The sequence below is a fragment of the Candidatus Lokiarchaeum ossiferum genome, from assembly GCA_025839675.1.
In the GTDB taxonomy this organism is placed as follows: domain Archaea; phylum Asgardarchaeota; class Lokiarchaeia; order Sigyniarchaeales; family Promethearchaeaceae; genus Lokiarchaeum; species Lokiarchaeum ossiferum.
This window is the reverse complement of the sequence record CP104013.1, coordinates 5074925-5093945: the sequence shown is the minus strand read 5'-3', so window position 1 is coordinate 5093945 and position 19021 is coordinate 5074925. Positions and strand designations below refer to the sequence as shown.

The 19021-nt window shown below is 27.9% G+C and carries 16 protein-coding genes; 12 read left to right on the top strand and 4 right to left on the bottom strand.

Going from position 1 to position 19021, the window contains the following annotated elements; all coding sequences use genetic code 11:
- Positions 1-110: 110 nt before the first annotated feature.
- Positions 111-1130, top strand: coding sequence for a glycosyltransferase family 2 protein (locus NEF87_RS21795; RefSeq protein WP_371803641.1), 1020 nt, complete (start codon positions 111-113; stop codon positions 1128-1130).
- A gap of 65 nt (positions 1131-1195) precedes the next feature.
- Here NEF87_RS21795 and NEF87_RS21790 read toward each other — a convergent pair whose 3' ends face one another.
- A complete protein-coding gene (locus tag NEF87_RS21790; protein WP_457917488.1) occupies positions 1196-2812 on the bottom strand; it encodes a hypothetical protein in 1617 nt (538 codons plus the stop codon).
- A gap of 625 nt (positions 2813-3437) precedes the next feature.
- Here NEF87_RS21790 and NEF87_RS21785 point away from each other — a divergent pair.
- From NEF87_RS21785 to NEF87_RS21770, 4 genes are all read left to right on the top strand, one after another.
- On the top strand, positions 3438-4916 hold the full coding sequence (locus NEF87_RS21785; protein WP_371803639.1) for an oligosaccharide flippase family protein: 1479 nt from the start codon (positions 3438-3440) through the stop codon (positions 4914-4916).
- A gap of 69 nt (positions 4917-4985) precedes the next feature.
- Positions 4986-6854, top strand: a complete 1869-nt coding sequence (locus tag NEF87_RS21780; RefSeq protein ID WP_457917487.1) for an HAD-IIIC family phosphatase — start codon at positions 4986-4988, stop codon at positions 6852-6854.
- Complete coding sequence (locus NEF87_RS21775; RefSeq protein WP_371803637.1) at positions 6851-7828, top strand: Gfo/Idh/MocA family oxidoreductase; 978 nt, start codon at positions 6851-6853, stop codon at positions 7826-7828. Before NEF87_RS21780 ends, NEF87_RS21775 begins: the two co-directional genes overlap by 4 nt.
- Positions 7829-7841: 13 nt before the next feature.
- Positions 7842-8792 carry a Gfo/Idh/MocA family oxidoreductase gene (locus NEF87_RS21770; protein WP_371803636.1) on the top strand — a complete coding sequence of 317 codons (951 nt, stop codon included), beginning with the start codon at positions 7842-7844 and terminating at the stop codon, positions 8790-8792.
- Positions 8793-8926: 134 nt separating this feature from the next.
- On the opposite strand, the gene NEF87_RS21765 is transcribed toward NEF87_RS21770, so the two are convergent.
- Positions 8927-9721, bottom strand: a complete 795-nt coding sequence (locus tag NEF87_RS21765; protein WP_371803634.1) for an oxidoreductase — start codon at positions 9719-9721, stop codon at positions 8927-8929.
- Positions 9722-9779: 58 nt separating this feature from the next.
- Between NEF87_RS21765 and NEF87_RS21760 the strand changes: the two genes are divergently transcribed.
- Positions 9780-10682, top strand: a complete 903-nt coding sequence (locus NEF87_RS21760) for a Gfo/Idh/MocA family protein (RefSeq protein ID WP_371803633.1) — start codon at positions 9780-9782, stop codon at positions 10680-10682.
- A gap of 235 nt (positions 10683-10917) precedes the next feature.
- Positions 10918-11640: an acylneuraminate cytidylyltransferase family protein gene (locus NEF87_RS21755; RefSeq protein WP_371803632.1), complete on the top strand. Its 723-nt coding sequence runs from the start codon at positions 10918-10920 to the stop codon at positions 11638-11640.
- Here the strand turns inward: NEF87_RS21755 and NEF87_RS21750 are convergent.
- Complete coding sequence (locus NEF87_RS21750; protein ID WP_371803631.1) at positions 11630-12139, bottom strand: GNAT family N-acetyltransferase; 510 nt, start codon at positions 12137-12139, stop codon at positions 11630-11632. The two genes, NEF87_RS21755 and NEF87_RS21750, sit on opposite strands and share 11 nt — an antisense overlap.
- 128 nt (positions 12140-12267) lie before the next feature.
- Here NEF87_RS21750 and neuC point away from each other — a divergent pair, with 128 nt between their 5' ends.
- From neuC to NEF87_RS21735, 3 genes are read left to right on the top strand one after another with little or no spacing between them, the layout of a single operon-like run.
- Positions 12268-13419: a UDP-N-acetylglucosamine 2-epimerase gene (gene neuC / locus NEF87_RS21745; RefSeq protein ID WP_371803630.1), complete on the top strand. Its 1152-nt coding sequence runs from the start codon at positions 12268-12270 to the stop codon at positions 13417-13419.
- Positions 13420-13436: 17 nt separating this feature from the next.
- Entirely contained in the window at positions 13437-14495 is a 1059-nt protein-coding gene (gene neuB, locus NEF87_RS21740) for an N-acetylneuraminate synthase (protein ID WP_457920144.1), read from the top strand.
- The gene (locus NEF87_RS21735) at positions 14485-15588 is read left to right on the top strand and encodes a hypothetical protein (protein WP_371803628.1); all 1104 of its coding nucleotides are present in this window, start codon (positions 14485-14487) and stop codon (positions 15586-15588) included. Before neuB ends, NEF87_RS21735 begins: the two co-directional genes overlap by 11 nt.
- A gap of 1 nt (position 15589) precedes the next feature.
- Here the strand turns inward: NEF87_RS21735 and NEF87_RS21730 are convergent, their stop codons facing one another.
- Positions 15590-16669 (bottom strand): GNAT family N-acetyltransferase, encoded by a 1080-nt coding sequence (locus NEF87_RS21730; RefSeq protein WP_457917486.1) that lies wholly within the window; start codon positions 16667-16669, stop codon positions 15590-15592.
- A 123-nt stretch (positions 16670-16792) separates the two neighbouring features.
- Here NEF87_RS21730 and NEF87_RS21725 point away from each other — a divergent pair, with 123 nt between their 5' ends.
- Positions 16793-17848 carry an SDR family NAD(P)-dependent oxidoreductase gene (locus tag NEF87_RS21725; protein WP_371803626.1) on the top strand — a complete coding sequence of 352 codons (1056 nt, stop codon included), beginning with the start codon at positions 16793-16795 and terminating at the stop codon, positions 17846-17848.
- A gap of 6 nt (positions 17849-17854) precedes the next feature.
- On the top strand, positions 17855-18997 hold the full coding sequence (locus NEF87_RS21720; RefSeq protein ID WP_371803625.1) for a DegT/DnrJ/EryC1/StrS family aminotransferase: 1143 nt from the start codon (positions 17855-17857) through the stop codon (positions 18995-18997).
- Positions 18998-19021: the final 24 nt, after the last annotated feature.

The following is a 19021-nucleotide window of genomic DNA, read 5'->3' as shown; positions in this document are numbered from 1 at the left end:
ATTAATAGTGTTTTAATTAATTTAATTTTCTTTAAATTAGTTAAAAAAAATGTAGAGATAGAATAATGTGATATTAATTTCTTTTAAGTAATAAATAATTCAAAGAATTAATGGCCACTGAGAAATTTTCAATAACAATAATTTTTGTAAATTATAAAACTTCAAAATTAATTGATGCTTGTTTAAAATCTCTCACTTCTCAATCATTTTTAAATTTTAATATTGTCATTGTAGATAATTCTCCCAATAATTTTGATATTTTAGAATTAGAAAGCTTGAAAATTAAATTCAAAGATATCTTCGAGATAAGTATTTTTAAACCTAAGTTCAATTTAGGTTTTGCAGGAGGAAATAATTACGCAATCAGAAGAGTTAAAACAAAATACACATTTTTGCTTAACTGTGATACTGAAATTGATGATCCCGATTGTTTAAGCAAAATTTATGAATATATGGAGGCACACAAGAATGTAGCAATGTTATCCCCCAAGATGAAAATATTTTCCAATCCAAATATTATTTGGTATGCTGGAGCAAAAATAAACCCAAGTAATTTCTATCTAAGTTACCACATTGGAGAAAATAGGAAGGATTCAGGCCAATTTGATAAAACTATTGATACAGATTACTCTGTTGGAGCTGCTTTATTTTTTAGAACAGAAATAACTAATAAAATCGGGTTTTTGGATGAGATTTTTTTCATGTACTGGGAAGAAACAGATTGGAATCTAACTGCAAAACAAAACGGTTATATCATTAAATATTTTCCAAAAACAACAGTTTTACATAAAGTAAGAATTAATTCTGTCAACAATAAAGAAAATGAACGAGTAAATCTCTTTCAGTTGTATCTGTATACTCGAAATATGATCATTCTTCATTTCAAACATTATTCATTATTAAAAATTCTTATTTTTTTACCCAGACAATTAATAAAAAAAACATTAATTCAATTGAGAGTAGCAATGAAAAATTCAGAGTACAAAATTATTCTTACTCAAATCCGAGCAATATATAACGGAATTTATATCGGGTTTAATCGAAAGATGTATCGGTCTTGTAGGAAAAAAATGGTAGAAGAATACAAATTTCTAAATACAATACCAAAGATTTCTCGTAGTTTACAATAATAATAATAATAATAATAGATGTGTTGGTCTCGTTATATCTAAAGGGCTTGTTAAATCGGATTAGTTTAATTTTCAGATTTTAATATCTCAATGATTTTTTCCTTCATTATTTTTGCGGATTGGAATTTTTTTCCATCGGATAGAAGATTTTCATAAACCTTTCTTCCTTTCTTTAATTGGGCAACAATCTCTTCATTATTAAGCAATTTCTTTACAAATTCATTAAGGTTTTTTGGATCTGTGATTCTAATTTCAGAATCATATTTATGTAAATTATAAAGATCTCCATAATTATCATAATCTAAGTCAATTACATTTTTATCAAAGAGAACGGCTTCTATTAATGCATTTGTCAATCTTCCCACTACGATATCACAAATTAGAAACAAATCATATAATTCAATGTTACCATGTTTCAAAATAGTTGTTTTATCTGGATTTCCATAGGTATTTACTATTTTCGTATGAAAATCTGATGAAAATTCTCTAGGATGAAGTTTTATTATTAGGTGAACGTCTTCATATTGATTAGCTGAAAGAACGACTGATTTTATCATAATCTCCAGCAAAGTTTTATTAATTGGGTTGGTGACCAATAATATAATTTTTGTCTCCTTAGTCAATTTTAATTTTTTTTTTAAAGAAAAAATGATTTTGGATTTATTTTTGATCTTTTCTTCTTTCAATTGAAATAATTTGTCATAATGAGGACTTCCAGTAATAATAACTTGGGTTTTGCTTTTTGTACTACCAGGAAGGGAGCTATAATACATATTTTCCATAGCTCCAGATAAAAAAGCATAATCCATGGTTAATGGTTCATATAAATATCCTCCTGCGGCACAATGGGGGATAAAAATAAGCTTTGAACCATATTTTTTACTCAATTGTTCGAATATCTTCGATTCAGGAATATATTCATTCAAATAAATTGAAAGACTTGGCTGTATTTTTCTAAAACATTGTTGCATTATTTGCTGGATTTTTATTAAAATTGGGAATTTTGTGAAATTCTTAAGTAAAATGGAATGGATTAAATTCCTCTCATTTGGATATTTTGGTGGTGATTTTCTGTCAAAATTGTAGATTTCTTTTTTAAAATAATTTGATATCCAAGAATTAAAATCATATAATTCTCGAGATTTCCTATATAATGATAAATCATTAGATATATCAAAAGTAAATATCTTAATACTATTCAAATAAGCAATATTTTTAAAGGTAGCAACAGTAGGCATGAGTAATGCATATATATCTAAATCCTTTTCTTTAATTAACTCGTTTAAGACAATAATTACACGTTGAAACTGATTTTCTGAGACAATCAAAATTAATAACCTTCGATGATCAAAATTAATCTTGATATTTCTTGTACTCAAGTTGTAGGAGTTTTTTGTTGTTTTAATCCAAGATTTTTTTAGATAGTCAATTTTTTCCTTTATGAAATATATACTCCACAAGAAATTCCTCAACTTCGGATTTACTAATTGTTTCTCCTTTTTTTTTGCTACTCCTATACATTTTAAATTTGAAAATTCTTTTGAAATGTTTTTTGAAATTATATGACTTATTTGGCGGGTCGAACTTGCAATTAAAATATATTTTAGGTTTTTTTTTTCAAGAAAATTTGTTAATCCTCGCAATTGAGAAAAAATATCGATCAAGTCCAGGAGAATACTCATCCTATATACTTTGATGAGATTAACATCGTTAAAAGTTGAATTGTTTAGATTTAAAGAATTTTTAAGAATATAATTATATATTTCAATTGACTTGAAATTTACTTCTCTGATTGATTTCGAATTTAGGTGATCATAAAAATTATCACATTTAACAGTTGATTTCTTCAAATTTTTCAATATATTCTTCGATTTGAACTGAAAAATCGTCTTTTTTATTGATTTGAGAAATTGAAATTCTACCTCATCGAAATTATCATTAAATAAAAAAAAATTATTGAATTTTTCTGCAAATCGAAATTTGAGCAATTGAATTTCATTAAAAAATATAAACCCAATTTTTTCTGCGTTATCCACTGTTAAATGCATTCAATTTCCCAATTTTTATATGAATTTAGTTCAATATTAAATTTATATAGATTACTTAAAATATAATAGTTTTGTTTAAACATAAATTCTATGGGTATTTCCTAAGAATTTTTGATTTGCTAAGCGATTATATCCAAAGGATACATAATTAAATTCATTAAGTCAATTTAAGATAAATAGAAAAAGTAGTTAGAATTCCAATTCGATCGATGAACCTATGAAAAAATTCAAAAATTAAAAAACTCTATATAAATTCAATATGGCTGCAAAAGATTCGATTTTAATCTTAATTTCTAAATATTTCAGTCAAATAATAAGTGTAGGAATTTTTTTTTTTGCAGTAAAGAAATTTTCCCCAGAATCATTTGCCTTTTTATCGATTGCAGTGTCCATTTTTGCATTTTTCAATTTTTTTTCTGATTTAAGTTTTCAAACTGCACATCTTAAGAAGACATCAGAGCAGAAATTAGAAACGAACATATATTTTTCAACTTACTTGATACTAAAACTTGTACTAATCATCGTTACTTCAATAGGAATCTACTTCGTTTTAGATTACCAAATTGAAAATGAAATTATATCAAATAATCCTATACAAATTCAGATATTAGAAATATATTTCATTTCTTCCTTTTTACAATCATTAAATTTTGTCTTTTCAACAACTCTTCAAGCTCAATTAAAAATAGTAAAAATGCAAATCCCTACTTTCATTAATAGCCTTATTTTGGGAACGTTTAAAGCTTATGCTATTTTTATTGCAGAAAGTTTCTTCTTATATTGCTTAAGCATTATAATTGCCAATTTTATATCTTTGTTATTTTATATATACTACCTTAAAGACATTAAATTAACAAAACCCTCTAAATCTTTGTTAAAAGATTATTTAAAAATCTCAATTCCTTTACTAATACCAAGTTTGATATCAATAAGCATTCAAAATTTAGGACCTTTTATTTTCCTGCAACATTACGATGAATCCATTTTGGGAGTATATTATGTCATTCAGAATATCCTAAGAATTTTGTTTTTGATTCAACAGTCTTTATCTTCACTGTTTCTCCCTTCTTTTTCTTCTTTGATAGCTAAAAATAATCATGAACAGTTGAAATTCAAAGTACAACTATTTGAAAGATATATGATGATATTTTGGGGATTAATGCTGATAGGAGCGTTTATCCTTGCACCACTATTTATCAAAGTTTTCTTTGGGGAATTTTATTACATTCATGGAACAAAATTCCTTTTGTTTTCCATTTTTACCTTATTTTCGTGGGGATTATGGAATCCTTATGGCACAATATTAATAGCATCCGGAAGGAATAAATTGGTATTGGTTTTTGGCTTAGTAGGGTTATTCTTCACAATAATTAGTTGGTTATTTTTAATTCCCACTTTAGGGCTAATAGGTTTATCAATAGGTCCCAATCTAGGATATATCGTATCAATTCCTGTAGGTCGTTATTATGTAAACAAAGATTTTAATTTTGGAAACATTTCAAAAATTTCCACACAGCTCATATTTATTAACCTTTCATTTTTAGCAATATCCATAATTATAAACAATTTAATCGGAGAAAACATTGTACTTTTAATAATTTTGACAATTTTCACAGTTATTGGTTATTTTCTCGTCTTGATTTTTATGAAATTAGTAAATAAAAATGATTATTTATTTGTTATGGAAACTATTAACCCCAAAAAATTCATGAAATACGTAATATCAAATGCCAAATAAAGAGAACTATCATTTTTTAAGAAATGAAAATTTTTTCATCATATTGTAATTCAATGAGAGTTAATCGAAGTGGAAAATATTAAATTGATTATTTGGGATCTGGATGATACACTTTGGAAAGGAACTCTTTCAGAAGGTTCGATTAGAATAACTGATAAGAGGATAGATCTGATTAAAAATCTTTCCAAAAAAGGAATTATGAATGCAATTGCTTCAAAGAATGATTTTAATAATGCCAAGAAAGAATTAGAAAATATAGGAATTTGGAAATATTTTATCTTCCCGCATATTAGCTGGGAGCCTAAAGGTCAAATGATTAAAAACATAATTAATAATACACAACTTAGACAGACAAATGTATTGTTTATTGATGATAATCACCTCAATAGGGAAGAAGTAGCATTTTACAATCCAAATGTCAATGTTGTCGGACCAGAGTTTATTCAAAAAATAAAATCTCATCCTGCATTTATCGGAAAAAACGATTCTGAACTAACAAGATTGAAACAGTATAAAATTCTAGAAAAAAAAAATAAAGCTCAAATGAATTATTCCGACAATGAGGAATTTTTGAAACAATCTAAAATCAAAATAATGATTCAATATGATTGTTTGGACAATATTAACCGAATTCATGAATTAATAAATAGAACGAATCAATTGAATTATACAAAGAATAGAATAACTTTGGAAAAACTATCCGTTTTATTAAAAGATAATAGCTATATAAATTTTATAATCAAAGTTACAGACAAATACGGAGACTATGGAATTGCAGGGTTTGTTTCTTTGAAAAAAGAAGAGAATTATCTGGAACATTTCATCTTCTCTTGTAGAATTTTAAATTTAGGAGTTGAAAACTATATTTACAAATCTTTAAATTATCCAAAGATTGAGATTATCGAAGAAGTAGCAACTCCATTAAGTAAGAGCAAAAATGTTTATTGGATTAAGCAAGAAATTAAAAAAAAAAAAAATCTCCATAATAAGACGGAGTTAAGTAAAAAGCAACTCTCGATATTAATAAAAGGAGGATGCGATTTAGAGCAAATGGATCATTATTTGTATCAGCGAAATTTGAAGATTCTAAGGGAATTCAATTCTGTTTTAGAAAATAACCATCCAATTCATAGAGAACACACTTCATTTATTATCAATTCCCAGATATTGTCTAAAAATCAAAAAAATGCAATGATATCAAATATCCCATTTTTGGATCAAATGAATTTTGAAACAAATATATTTGATCTTAATTCATACGATATATTAGTTTATAGCGTGTTGATGGATTACACACAAGAGATGTATCAATCAAAGAAAAATGAGATTAAAATCGCTTACGGAGGCTATACGAATATTATAAGTGAAGATCCGGATGAATTTGAATCGAGATTTCGGAACGCAAAAATTTCTGGAATGGATAAGAATTTTCACAATTTCTTTAAAGAAAATTTTGAATACATAGGGCTAATTTCTGTATCTGAATTTAAGAAAAATCTTGAATATATTGTAGACAAAATTGGTGGAAAACCAATAATATTCATTAATGGTTCTGAAGTTCATCCACCTTCGTCAAATAAAGTTGAAACTAATAGCCTAAATAGACACATAGAAATGAATAATTGTTTAGATGAATTCATTAAATCTCATAAGAATTGTTATCTATTAGATGTTAGAAAAATTGTTAAGCAGGAAGATATTCTTGATAATATTAGACACTATAAACGGAGGGTTTATCTTAAAATGGCGGTAGAATTGAAATTTTTAATTACCCAAATTATAGGAACAAAAAAAAAAGACAGAGAAAGTAACAATTTGAAGAAAAATATTGCCGCATTGAAGTTAAACCTCAAAGCAAAATTATCTACATTAATAAATATAATTAGAAGAATTTTTAAAAAAAAAAAGAAAATTAGCGAGGAAGTAAAAACATTATGAAAAAAAATATATGTGTTATTGGGACAGGAAATTTAGGAAGTAGACACCTACAAGCTTTAAAGAAAATTAATTTTCCTCTGAAAATCCATGTCGTCGATCCAAATCAAAACTCACTGAAGATTGCTGAACAAAGATATAATTCCGTTGAAGAATGTGAAGCGAAACATACAATTTCTTATCATAATAAGATAGATTTTAGTGATATTGATTTTGAAGTAGCGATTATTGCAACAAATTCCGATGTACGTAAAATGGTTATTGAAAATCTACTGGCTAAAAATCACGTGGAGAAATTTGTTTTAGAAAAAGTGCTGTTTCAGAAACTTGAGGATTATAATTATGTTGAAAATTTGTTAAAGACCAATAAATCTGAAGCTTGGGTAAATTGTCCACGAAGAATGTTTTTTGTGTATAAAGAAATCAAAGATATTATTGGAGGAAATAAATTTTCATTTTCAATTTCAGGGAGTAAATTTAATTTGATGTCAAACGCGATACATTTCATTGACATAATTGCTTTTTTAACTGATTCTACCGAATTTGTTGTTGATACAAGCGAATTAATTCCAAAACTATCCAAAAGTAAACGTCAAGGGTTTTATGAGATGAATGGAAAATTAAATATTAAATTCAAAAATGGTACATCGGGATTTTTGCATTGTTTACCTTCAGGAAATCTGCCATTAATCAATGAAATTTATACAGATGAAAAGAGAATAATATTAAAAGAATCTGAACTGGAAATTCTCACATACAATCCACAGATATCTGAAAAATGGATAAAAAAGGAAATAAAATTCCCATATCAAAGTGAATTAACAAATATTTTAATTGAAGATTTAATTAAGACAAATTCGTGTGAATTAACATCATATTCAGACTCAAAAAAGCTTCATTTATCTATTTTTAAACCAGTTCTGGATTATATAAATAACTTTTCAGATTCAAAATATGAAATCCTACCATTTAGTTAAACAGTGATAAAAAATGCAAAAAAAAAATAATACAATATTACTCATAGGATCAGGATATATGGCAATCGAATATTCCAAAGTGTTGAATAATTTGGAGGTTCCTTTTGTCGTTGTTGGGAGGAGTGAAGAAGGAGTTACTAAATTCAAAAAAGAGACCGGAATAGTTGCAATAGCAGGGGGAATAAAAAAATGGATCGACAATTGCATTTCAATTCCAGAAAATGCAATTGTGGCAGTAACGGGTTCTGAATTGGGAAAAGTAACTAGAATTTTAATTAATAAGAAAATTAAAAATATACTTCTTGAGAAACCTGGTGGTGTAGATGATGAAGATATATTGAGCTTAAATGAATTAGCCATTAAAAATAATTCAAATGTACTTTTAGCTTACAATCGACGTTTCTTTGCATCTACAATTAAAGCGGAAGAAATTATCAAGAAAGATGGCGGTGTGAAATCTTTTCTATTTGAATTCACTGAATGGAGTCACGTAATTAAAGACATAAAAAAAGCAACCGGCATTAAGGAAAATTGGCTATTACACAATTCTACACATGTCATTGACATGGCTTTCTTCTTAGGAGGAAATCCGGAGGACATAAAATGCTTTAAAACAGGAAATCTCTCATGGTTCAAAAAAGGATCAATTTTTACGGGAGCAGGCGTATCTTCAAGAGGAGCTTTATTCTCTTATCATGCAAATTGGGAAAGTCCAGGTAGATGGTGGATTGAATTATTAACAAGAGAGAATCGATTGATTTTCAAACCATTAGAAGAATTGAAAATTCAGAAAATAGGAAGTGTGAAAGTTGAAAAGGTTGAAATTGATGATGAGTTAGATAGGAAATTTAAACCAGGACTGTTTTTACAAACAAGTGCCTTCTTGAATAAAGATTGGATAAAATTGAAAACGATCCAGGAACAATCTGAAGATATCGCTATTTTAAAAAAAATTAGAGGATAAATAAAAAAAGAGAGAAAAATTTTTTACTTTTTTTCATTTTTTGTTCAGTAAATTGATATTCCATCAAATTTGGTAAATCTTGGTTAAATTGTATAATTAAAATTAAGAAATATTAAAAAAAAATAACATATCTATCAAAGGGTCCAACCATCATCAACTACAATGTTTTGTCCATTTACATATTTGGACATATCTGATAATAAAAATAAAAGAGCACCTTTCAAATCTTCTGAATCAAGCATTCCTTTTGATGAGCAATAAGAATTATATTTTTTTAGAAATTTTTCTGGTTGAGACTCAAGTATCCCTCCTGGACTTATTGAATTGAATCTAATATTTGAATTCTTGAAGTATTTTGCCATGTATTTAGTCAACATAATAATCCCTGCTTTAATTGCAGGATATTCAGGTTCACAACCCATAACATTCCCATTTATTAATATTCCATCATAAGTATCAAATTTTGGTGCCACAACACCCTGGATAGAAGAGATATTTATAATGTTACCATAAGATTGCTTCTTAAAAAAAATAGCAAACTGTTGTGAAGCTAAAAAATATCCTCCCAGATGCAGATTTAAATTCTTACAAAAATTTTCATATGAAACATCTTCAAATACTACGGTTGAACCACTAACTTGAGGATATGTTGTGTTCACAAATGCATCAATTCGCCCATAATTCGAATTTATTTTTTGGATCATTGAATTTAATGACTTTTTAGAGGTTATATCTAAAGATATAAAATCAAATTGCTTATTAAATCTGTCTTCAAGACTTTTTAAGTAAGATTTACTGTTATCAATATCAATATCAGCAAGTATTGGAACACCACTACTTTCAATGACCAATTCAACAAATGCTTTCCCTATTCTTCCTAATGCTCCTGCAATCACTACTACTTTGTTTTCAAGAAAATTATTTTCCATTATTATCACTTTAAATAGATTGTCATACTTTTAAAATTTTGAAAAATTCTATCTAAGCATGGAGTATAAAATTCTAATTTTAGGATATGGTTCGATTGGAAAAAGACACGCAAAAAATTTGATTTCTCTTGGAATCAAACCAATAATACTAACAAAATATCCAGATAAATCAAAGGATATCCATTTTGTTGATAACTTAAATAATAATGGCCACATATCACATTCTATTATCGCAACTCCGACATCCCATCACTTGATTTCTTTAAAACATGTTTTAGAAAAGACTGATTGCAAAAATTTCTTAATAGAAAAGCCCGTAGACGGTTCTAGAGAAAATTCAAAAAAAATCTTAGAAATTAAAGAAAAATTCGGCCTAAACATTACCATTGGATATGATATGAGATTTTTAGGTGTGTTTACAGAAATTCAGAAGTATATTAAATATTTTAAGCACAAAATTCGATCTGTAAAAATTTTTGCAGGGCAATACCTCCCAGAATGGCGCCCAGATCGAAATTATGAAGAATCCTACAGCGCTAAGAAAGTTTTAGGAGGTGGGGTTGATTTAGATCTTTCTCATGAATTAAATTATATGTTGTGGATATTTGGTAATCCAAAAAAGAAATTATTCACTTGGAGAGAAAAACTCAGTAGTTTAAATATCGATACTTGCGATTTTTTTAAAGGTATATATCATTATGACAAGTTTATTGTCGATGTTGAACTAGATTATTATCGAAAATCCGAAAGAGGAATGGAAATTATAGGTGAAAATCAGAAATTGATAGAAGTTGATTTTGTGAACAAAATTCTCCGGATTGAAGACAAATTAATTGAAAAACCAGATTTATTTAATTTCAATGAATGTTATATTGAAGAAATTAAGGAGTTTATTGAAATAAAAGAGCAAAAAAATATTACAAGTTTAGAAGAAGGTACTCAAATTTTTGAATTACTGTAGGAAGGAACGAATGAAACATCTAAAATATCTTCAAGGTTGAAAATGCGAACGCCGTAATTTAAATTTAGAGTTTTCTCGTTTGATTTTAACTTTTCATAAAAAAGTCAACTTTTTTCGCCCATTAAAAGGAAAATCAACATCTTATTACCAGTAATCATATTTCTACAATACTTTAATGCATAACATTAAATGCTGATATAAATAATTATAAATCATTACTTGGAAGTTGAATTGAATGTATAAGAATAAGAAGATTTTAGCAACAATTTGTGCTAGAGGAGGATCTCAAGGAGTGAAGGGAAAAAATATTAGAATTTTAGGAGATAAACCATTAATCATCCATTCATTGAATTTGGTTAGAGAGAGTTCTTTAATTGATGAATATATCATTTCTACTGATTCCCAAGAGATTATGGAAGTTGTAAAAAAACACGGATTTGATATCCATTTTAAACGACCAGATTTTTTAGCTTCAGGCAAAATTTCACGAATTGATGTAATTCAACATGCAACAAAATGGGTTGAAGAGAATTTGGACCAAAAATTTGATGTTATTATAGATCTAGGTGTTGCTACACCATTAAAGAATTTAGAAGATATGGAAAATTCTATAAAAATCTTAATTGACGAAGATGCATCTAATGTCTTCAGTGTAAATGTCGCAAGTAAGAGTCCCTATTTCAACATGGTTGAATTTTTGGATGGAAAAATCCAATATGTGAAAAAAATTGAAAAGAAAATAAATGATCGTAGAGATTCACCTCAAGTTTATGAAATGAACGATGGATTTAATGTTTTCAAACATGAAATTCTTTTCAGTGATAATCCACAATTCAATGAAAATACAAAGATTTCTATTATGCCACCCCATAGAAGTGTAGATATTGATGAAGAATGGGATTTATTACTTGCAGAATTCATAATAAGTACAAAAATAAAAGAAGAAATTAATGGTTGATGTTTTTAATATATTTAATCATGGTAATTTCTTCATTAAAATCAACTAATAGTACTTTTTTAGTTTCATTTGTTTCAATAAAATTATTTTTTTTGAAAACTTTCATAGAAGCAATGTTTTTAGTAGAAACCCATCCCACTAATAGCTTCGTAGTTGTATAGTTGGCACGTACATATTCGAAAGCATGAGCAATAATTTTTGTTCCAATCCCTTTTCCCATAAAATCGCTATGAACTCCATAACTTACTGAAATGCTATCGATATCATCTTCTAAAAAATCTAAATATAAATATCCAACAGGTTTTTTCGGATTATCGTTTAAACGGACTAAAAAAATTATGCGATCTTGTCTGGATAGTTGTTTTAAAAACCATTCATTTAATTTTTTTTTTTTTGGTGGTTTTTTAAAACCAGACCAAAAAACATTATTTTTATCGATCTTTAAATTATAAAAACCTTCATAATCTTCTTCATTCGCAATTTCAATGAAAATTTCCATACATAATCACTATGTTGAAATAATATATTTATATTATTATACATAACCTATATCTAGCGATCTTAAGAAAAGAGCTTCTAAAAATTAATAAAATCGCATGAATAATTAAATACAAAATGGTTTTATCAATGAAAAAGAAAAGAATTGCATTTTTAACAGGTACTCGAGCAGATTATGGAATTTTAAAACCAATTATGCAAGCAATCAAAAATAGTGAAAAATTTGAATTGGAATTAATAGTTACTGGTATGCATTTATCACAAGAATTTGGAAATTCAATTAATAATATAATTAAAGATGGATTTGAAGTACAGCATCAATTTGAGATGGATACTCGGTCAGATGATAATATTTCAATGGCGAAAAGTGTAGGAAAAGGAATTATTGGTGCGGCAACTGTGTTGAAAGAAACTTTTCCTGATGCAGTCATTGTTCTAGGGGATCGTACTGAAGCATTAGCAATGAGCATAAGCGCAGCATATATGAATATTCCAATCATTCATTTTTCGGGAGGAGATCGTACTGGAGGAATAGATGAATCTGTGAGACATGCAATAACTAAATTTGCACATATTCATTTTCCTGCGACAAAAGAGAGCGCAAATAGAATCATTAAGATGGGAGAAAATCCAAAAAGGGTATTCATTGTAGGGGAACCTTCTTTAGATAAAATATTGAACTTGAAATATATGACGAAGGAGGAATTTTCCCAAAAATTCAATATAAATCTTAACAAACCCCTAATAGTTGTCATTCAACATGCAAATACAATTGAATCCAAGGATGCAAGGAATCAAATTATAAAAACTCTGAATGTGATAAAGAAACTCAGAGAACAAACAATAATTATTTATCCAAATTCTGATTCTGGAGGCAGAGAAATTATAAAACAAATCAAATTGTGCTCTAATCTTGATTTTATTCAAGTTTATAAGAATTTATCACATGAAGATTATCTGAACTTGCTTAAATATGCAAGTGTGTTAATTGGTAATTCCAGTAGCGGAATTACAGAAGCTCCATCTTTCAAACTTCCAGTAGTTAATATCGGTACAAGACAACAAAATCGTGAACGAGGAATTAATGTTATTGATGTTGATTATTCTGAAAAACAAATATTAGAAGGCACCAATAAAGCGTTATACGATAAGGACTTCCAACTAAAGCTGAATAAATGTATAAATCCATATGGAAATGGAAAAACAAGTGAAAAAGTATTAGAAATATTAACAAACTTTGATTTTAGCAAAAATATCTTACAAAAAATTAACACATATTAAATTGGATTTGATAATTGGTGAAAAATAAAATTAAAATACAAGACCGGAGAATTGGTGATGGAGAACCTTGTTTTATAATAGCAGAAGCAGGTGTAAATCATAATGGGGAATTAGATAAGGCAAAGTTATTGATTGATATTGCAAAGAATGCAAATGTGGATGCGGTGAAATTTCAAACTTGGAAAACTGAAGAATTACTCACAGAAAATGTAATTCAAGCGAAATATCAAACTAAAAATACAGGTGTAGAAGAATCACAGTTTGAAATGTTAAAAAAATTAGAATTATCGTATAATGAGTTTGAAATTTTAAAAAATTATGCTGAAAAAAAAGGTCTGATATTTCTCTCAACCCCAGATGAAGAAAAAAGTGCTGAGTTTCTAAATAATTTAGGAGTTCAATTATTTAAAATAGGATCGGGTGAGGTTACAAATATACCTTTTCTAAAGAAAATAGCAAGCATGAACAAACCAATCATACTTTCAACTGGAATGGCCACTTTAATAGAAATTAGAAGAGCTTATGAAGAAATTGTTGGTATGGGAAATAACAAAATCATTTTATTGCATTGTACTTCGGAATATCCTACTGATTTAGATGATGTAAATATGAATTCTATGTTAACATTAAGAAAGAATTTTGGAATAGATATTGGATATTCAGATCACACAATAGGGATATTAGCTTCAATTACAGCAGTTGCAATGGGAGCAAGCGTGATTGAAAAACATTTCACTTATGATAAGAGCGCTAAAGGCCCAGATCATAAATGTTCCCTATCACCAACTGAATTGAAAGAATTGGTTGAAGAAATTCGAAAAATAGAAAAAATTATGGGCAGTTGGGAGAAAAAACCAACAAATATAGAACTTGAAAATGCTAAAATTGTGAGAAAAAGCGTAGTTGCGAAAAATTTCATTGAAAAAGGAAGTATTTTAGAGGAAAATATGGTAAGTATGAAACGAGCAAATGGTTTCATAGTACCCTCAAGATTGAACGAATTTATTGGTAGAAAATTCAACAAGGATATTTTAAAAGACCAAGCGCTGAAACCGGAGGATTTCCATGATTCATGATGAAATCGGTGGATTTTTTGAAATGCCTGAATTGATTGACATAAAAGAAGAAAATTCTTGTTACAATTACTTGATTCAGAAAATAGATAAAAATTATCCGAACTTCGAATTCATTAGAGATGGACGCCAGGCATTGAAATGGATCTTAATTCAAAATGAAGTTGAAGCAAGAAAAAATCAAATTTTGATCCCCAAGTACCTTTGTGAATCAATAATCCAACCTTTTTCAGAATTGGATCTCGATTATGCACATTATGAACAATCAGACGATTTATCCCCAAAAATAAATTTTAATATAAAGAACTCGATTGTTTTGATTATCGATTATTTCGGAATTGAACAAATTTCTCAAGATGAAATACAGCAATTACTTAATAACGGTTGTATTGTAATAATTGATATCTCACATTCAATACTAAACACAACAAGATTCAATCTCGTTCATGAAAATATCTATTTGTTTGCGAGTTTAAGAAAAATATTTCCAATACCTGATGGTGGTGTCGTTTACTCATTCCAGGAAAATCCAAAAAAAAAAAAATTGAGGAATCCAACAAACTATGAAACAATGCTTGAAGCGATGTTTCTAAAGAAATACTACTTTCAATCGAATTCAGAAAAAGAAAGAGTAAATCTAAAAAAACATTTTTTAAAATTATATAACGAATACGAAGAAGAAAAGGAAAAAAAAAAAGAGAAGTATAACCTTGAGAAGATCCCAGAAATTTCTTTAGATATATTAAAAAAGATCAGTTACAAGATTACAAAGAATAGAAGAGAAGCAAATGCACAATTTTTCTTAAAAAAAACAAAAAAAGAATATACTTTTTTTAAAAAACCATTAACCTTACCTTCTTTTTTTCTCCTCAAATTCCCATCAAACACAATTCGAGAGAAATACAAGAAGGAATTTATTAAATTAAAAATATTTACTCCAATTCATTGGATTTTACCGTTTAGTATTCAAGATGTATGTAAAGAAGAAACAAAGTTGAGTGAAAGAGTTCTTACGATTCCAATAGATCATAGGTATATTCCAAAAGATTATATTGAAAAATTAAGCAAGTTGGATGAGATTTTTAAAAATATTTGAATTATATAATATTTTCATCAAATCCTTTTCTGTATGGTGGAAAAAATGTTTCATTTTCTTCACAATTCGGATTTTTTTTGCTTAACTTCTCATATTCCTTTGGGCAGAAGATTATTTTACCAAGATAGAATGGAAATGTGTGTTGGGAAAATCCGGATTTGAACTTAAATAAACTATCATTAGTACCTCTGCCACCTCCCAAATGAAACCAATTGAAACATTTATTATTCTGTGTTTTTGCCCATTTTACAATATACCAGAGAATCATGTCTGAGGGGTATAAGCCTTTGATCTTTTTACTACCAGATAAGTGATAGTGAATATATTCATTACCAAATATAAACAAACTCATGCCAACAATTTCTGAAGCCAATATTGCTTTAGCTACAATTATTCTACCATGAAGCATTTCAAAGTGATTTAGAATGAATTTTTCAGAGAAATAATACTTATTTGAAGCAGTGTTCTTGTCCATAGTCTGATAGTATAAGTCTATAAAACTTTTAATGTCTGATAATTGCGGATTTTCGTCAATTATGACTTTACATTCCATTTTCTCGGATTTTCTAATCTGATATCTTTTATTCTTTTTAAAATTACTAAAAATATCAGGTTTATCTTTGGTTAAATCAATAGCAACGACATCATTTAGATATTGAAGCTGAATCTCACTTATATCAGTTAATAGTTTATGGTTTTTAAGCAAAGGATGAAAACGTATGAATTCACTTATGTAATTGTTCTTTTTACAATAAATTGAGTACTCCTTAAAAAAAATTAAAATCGATTCTTTTACCCCTTTATCATTCAAAATATTGAATAATGGCCCACCATATCCGTATGGAGTGGTAAGATCAAAGAACTCATAATTCTTATTTAAATTAAGATGATCAATCCCTCTAACAATGTGAGTCCAAAAAATTTCAACGTTAGAATCTGCCCAATAAATAGCCTCCGGTACACCATTATAATTTTCAGAGTATATTTGGAAATACTCATAGCAAAAATAAATATCATTAAATTTTGGAAATTTTTTTTTTAATACCTCATTCCAAGATGATTTTGTGTTTAATATTTGCACGATTAAACGATATTTATATTTCTTTAAAAATTTAATTAGAGAATTGACTTATCTTCAAACAAAAATATCTCTTTGATTCTTGTATTTATCAATTTTTTAAACAATCTACGAATATTATACATTATGGAATACAAAGACCTTCTAAATTTTTTTCAAGATAAATCCATTTTGGTCACGGGTGGAACAGGCACAATTGGTTCTGAAATAGTGATCCAACTGCTAAAATATAATCCTAAAGTTATTCGTATACTTTCTAATTCAGAAAATGAATTATGGGAAATGAAGGTAAAATTAGAAAGTCACACAAAAAAATTAAGGTTCTTGCTCGGAGATATCAGGGACTATAAAAGAGTAAAAAAAGCAATGGATGAAATGGATTATGTTTTCAATGCCGCTGCAATAAAACATGTTCCAATAAGTGAATATAATCCAATGGAAGCAATCACAGTTAATGTACTGGGGCTGGAAAACATCATTGAAGCTGCAGTTGAAATGAAAATAAAAAATTTAATTCACATTTCTACTGATAAAGCAGTTTCTCCTACAACCGCGATGGGAGCAACAAAAATGTTAGGTGAACGAATATGTATTTCGAAAAGCTGCTCAAAAGGCACTCATAAATTAAAAATTTCCTGTGTTAGATTTGGTAATGTTTTAGGATCAAGAGGATCAATAATACCATTAATTAAAAACAATATTAAATCCGGGAATGAAGTGACTTTGACTGGAGAAAAAATGAAAAGATTTTTCATGTCGATTGATCAAGCGGTTAATTTAGTTTTAAGAGCTATGACAAAATCACAAGGTAGTGAAATTTTTGTTTTAAAAATGAATACTATCTTCATTAGAGACCTTATTGAAGTAATAATTGAAGAGTATGCACCTAAAATCGGAAAAAATCCAGATTCAATACAGATCAAAATTGCCGGTCCTAGAATTGGAGAAAAATATGATGAAGAATTAATATCTCCAATAGAGTATGTTAGTTGTTATGATACTGATGATCTATATATCATCTATCCTTCATTAGGATTTGATGTTCATGAAAGATTGCCCAGAAATACAGATTATCAAAAAGTAAAGGTGAATGAAGATTTTATTTATAGTACTGAAAATCAAACTCCATTAACAAAAGGAGAAATAAGTGCTTTGTTAAATGATTTAGATTTGTTAAAGTGAGAGAAAATGAGGACAAAATTTCCATTATTTGATATATATTGGGATAAATCGGATGTTGAAAATGTTTCCAATATTATAAAGCGGGGCTCATATTGGGCTGTTGGTCCAGAAATTAAAGAATTCGAAAAGAAAATAAGTGAGTTCTTTAATTGTAAGTATGCTCTTGCATTTTGTAATGGCACAGCTGCACTCCATTCATTACTACTCGCATATGGAATAACAAGTGGAGAAGTGATTGTACCATCCTTCACTTTTATTGCAACTGCAAATGCGGTAATTTTGGCTGGAGCCACTCCAATTTTTGCTGATATTGAAGATGAAACCCTGGGTTTAGATCCCGTTGATGTTGAACGAAAAATTACTTCAAAAACTAAGGCAATCATTCCAGTACACTACGGTGGCAAAGTATGCAAAAATATTCATAAATTGAAAGACATTGCAGTAAAGAACAATTTATTGTTGATAGAAGATAATGCAGAAAGCTTTGGAGCAAAAATTGACAACTTTTATGCCGGCACAATTGGAGATTCTGCAATATTAAGTTTTTGTCAGAACAAAATTTTACCTACTGGAGAAGGAGGAGCAATTATAACCAATGATCAAGATTTATATGAGAAATTAATATTAATAAGATCACATGGTCGGGTAGAACAAAAGAATATTGACTATTTCTCCGATATTCATATGGAAGATTATGTTCAAGTAGGTTATAATTATCGAATGCCAACCATATGTGCTGCTTTAGGAATATCTCAACTCGAAAAAATTGAATTTTTAATCAAAAAAAGGCGTAAAATTGGCAACTACTATGATAAAAACCTAAAAGATATTTCGGAAATAGAAATATTACCAGAATATTTTGGATCTAGGAATGTATACCAACTTTATAGTATTTTAGTAAAAGATCCTTTTGTAAGAGAAGAACTTCAAGATTATTTGATGAAACGAAACATTTTTACTAAAATTTATTTCGCCCCAATACATTTAAAGAGTTATTATAAGTTGAAATATAAATATTCTGAAGGATATTTGCCAGTGACGGAAAAAATATCCAAGAAAATATTAACATTACCGATTTCCTTAACTTTTTCTGAAGAAGAACAAAATTATATAATAGATTCTATAAAAGAATTCTTTCTTAAAAAATAATTATTTCACTTTTTTTATCTCGTT

Bases quoted from the DNA above. Each gene is read 5' to 3' on its own strand.
- NEF87_RS21750 (WP_371803631.1), bottom strand. From the start codon at position 12,139: ATGGAAATTTTCATTGAAATTGCGAATGAAGAAGATTATGAAGGTTTT.
- NEF87_RS21790 (WP_457917488.1), bottom strand. From the start codon at position 2,812: ATGAGTATTCTCCTGGACTTGATCGATATTTTTTCTCAATTGCGAGGA.
- NEF87_RS21775 (WP_371803637.1), top strand. From the start codon at position 6,851: ATGAAAAAAAATATATGTGTTATTGGGACAGGAAATTTAGGAAGTAGA.
- NEF87_RS21735 (WP_371803628.1), top strand. From the start codon at position 14,485: ATGATTCATGATGAAATCGGTGGATTTTTTGAAATGCCTGAATTGATT.
- NEF87_RS21765 (WP_371803634.1), bottom strand. From the start codon at position 9,721: ATGGAAAATAATTTTCTTGAAAACAAAGTAGTAGTGATTGCAGGAGCA.
- neuC (WP_371803630.1), top strand. From the start codon at position 12,268: ATGAAAAAGAAAAGAATTGCATTTTTAACAGGTACTCGAGCAGATTAT.
- NEF87_RS21720 (WP_371803625.1), top strand. From the start codon at position 17,855: ATGAGGACAAAATTTCCATTATTTGATATATATTGGGATAAATCGGAT.
- NEF87_RS21760 (WP_371803633.1), top strand. From the start codon at position 9,780: ATGGAGTATAAAATTCTAATTTTAGGATATGGTTCGATTGGAAAAAGA.
- NEF87_RS21755 (WP_371803632.1), top strand. From the start codon at position 10,918: ATGTATAAGAATAAGAAGATTTTAGCAACAATTTGTGCTAGAGGAGGA.
- NEF87_RS21795 (WP_371803641.1), top strand. From the start codon at position 111: ATGGCCACTGAGAAATTTTCAATAACAATAATTTTTGTAAATTATAAA.
- NEF87_RS21725 (WP_371803626.1), top strand. From the start codon at position 16,793: ATGGAATACAAAGACCTTCTAAATTTTTTTCAAGATAAATCCATTTTG.
- NEF87_RS21770 (WP_371803636.1), top strand. From the start codon at position 7,842: ATGCAAAAAAAAAATAATACAATATTACTCATAGGATCAGGATATATG.
- NEF87_RS21785 (WP_371803639.1), top strand. From the start codon at position 3,438: ATGGCTGCAAAAGATTCGATTTTAATCTTAATTTCTAAATATTTCAGT.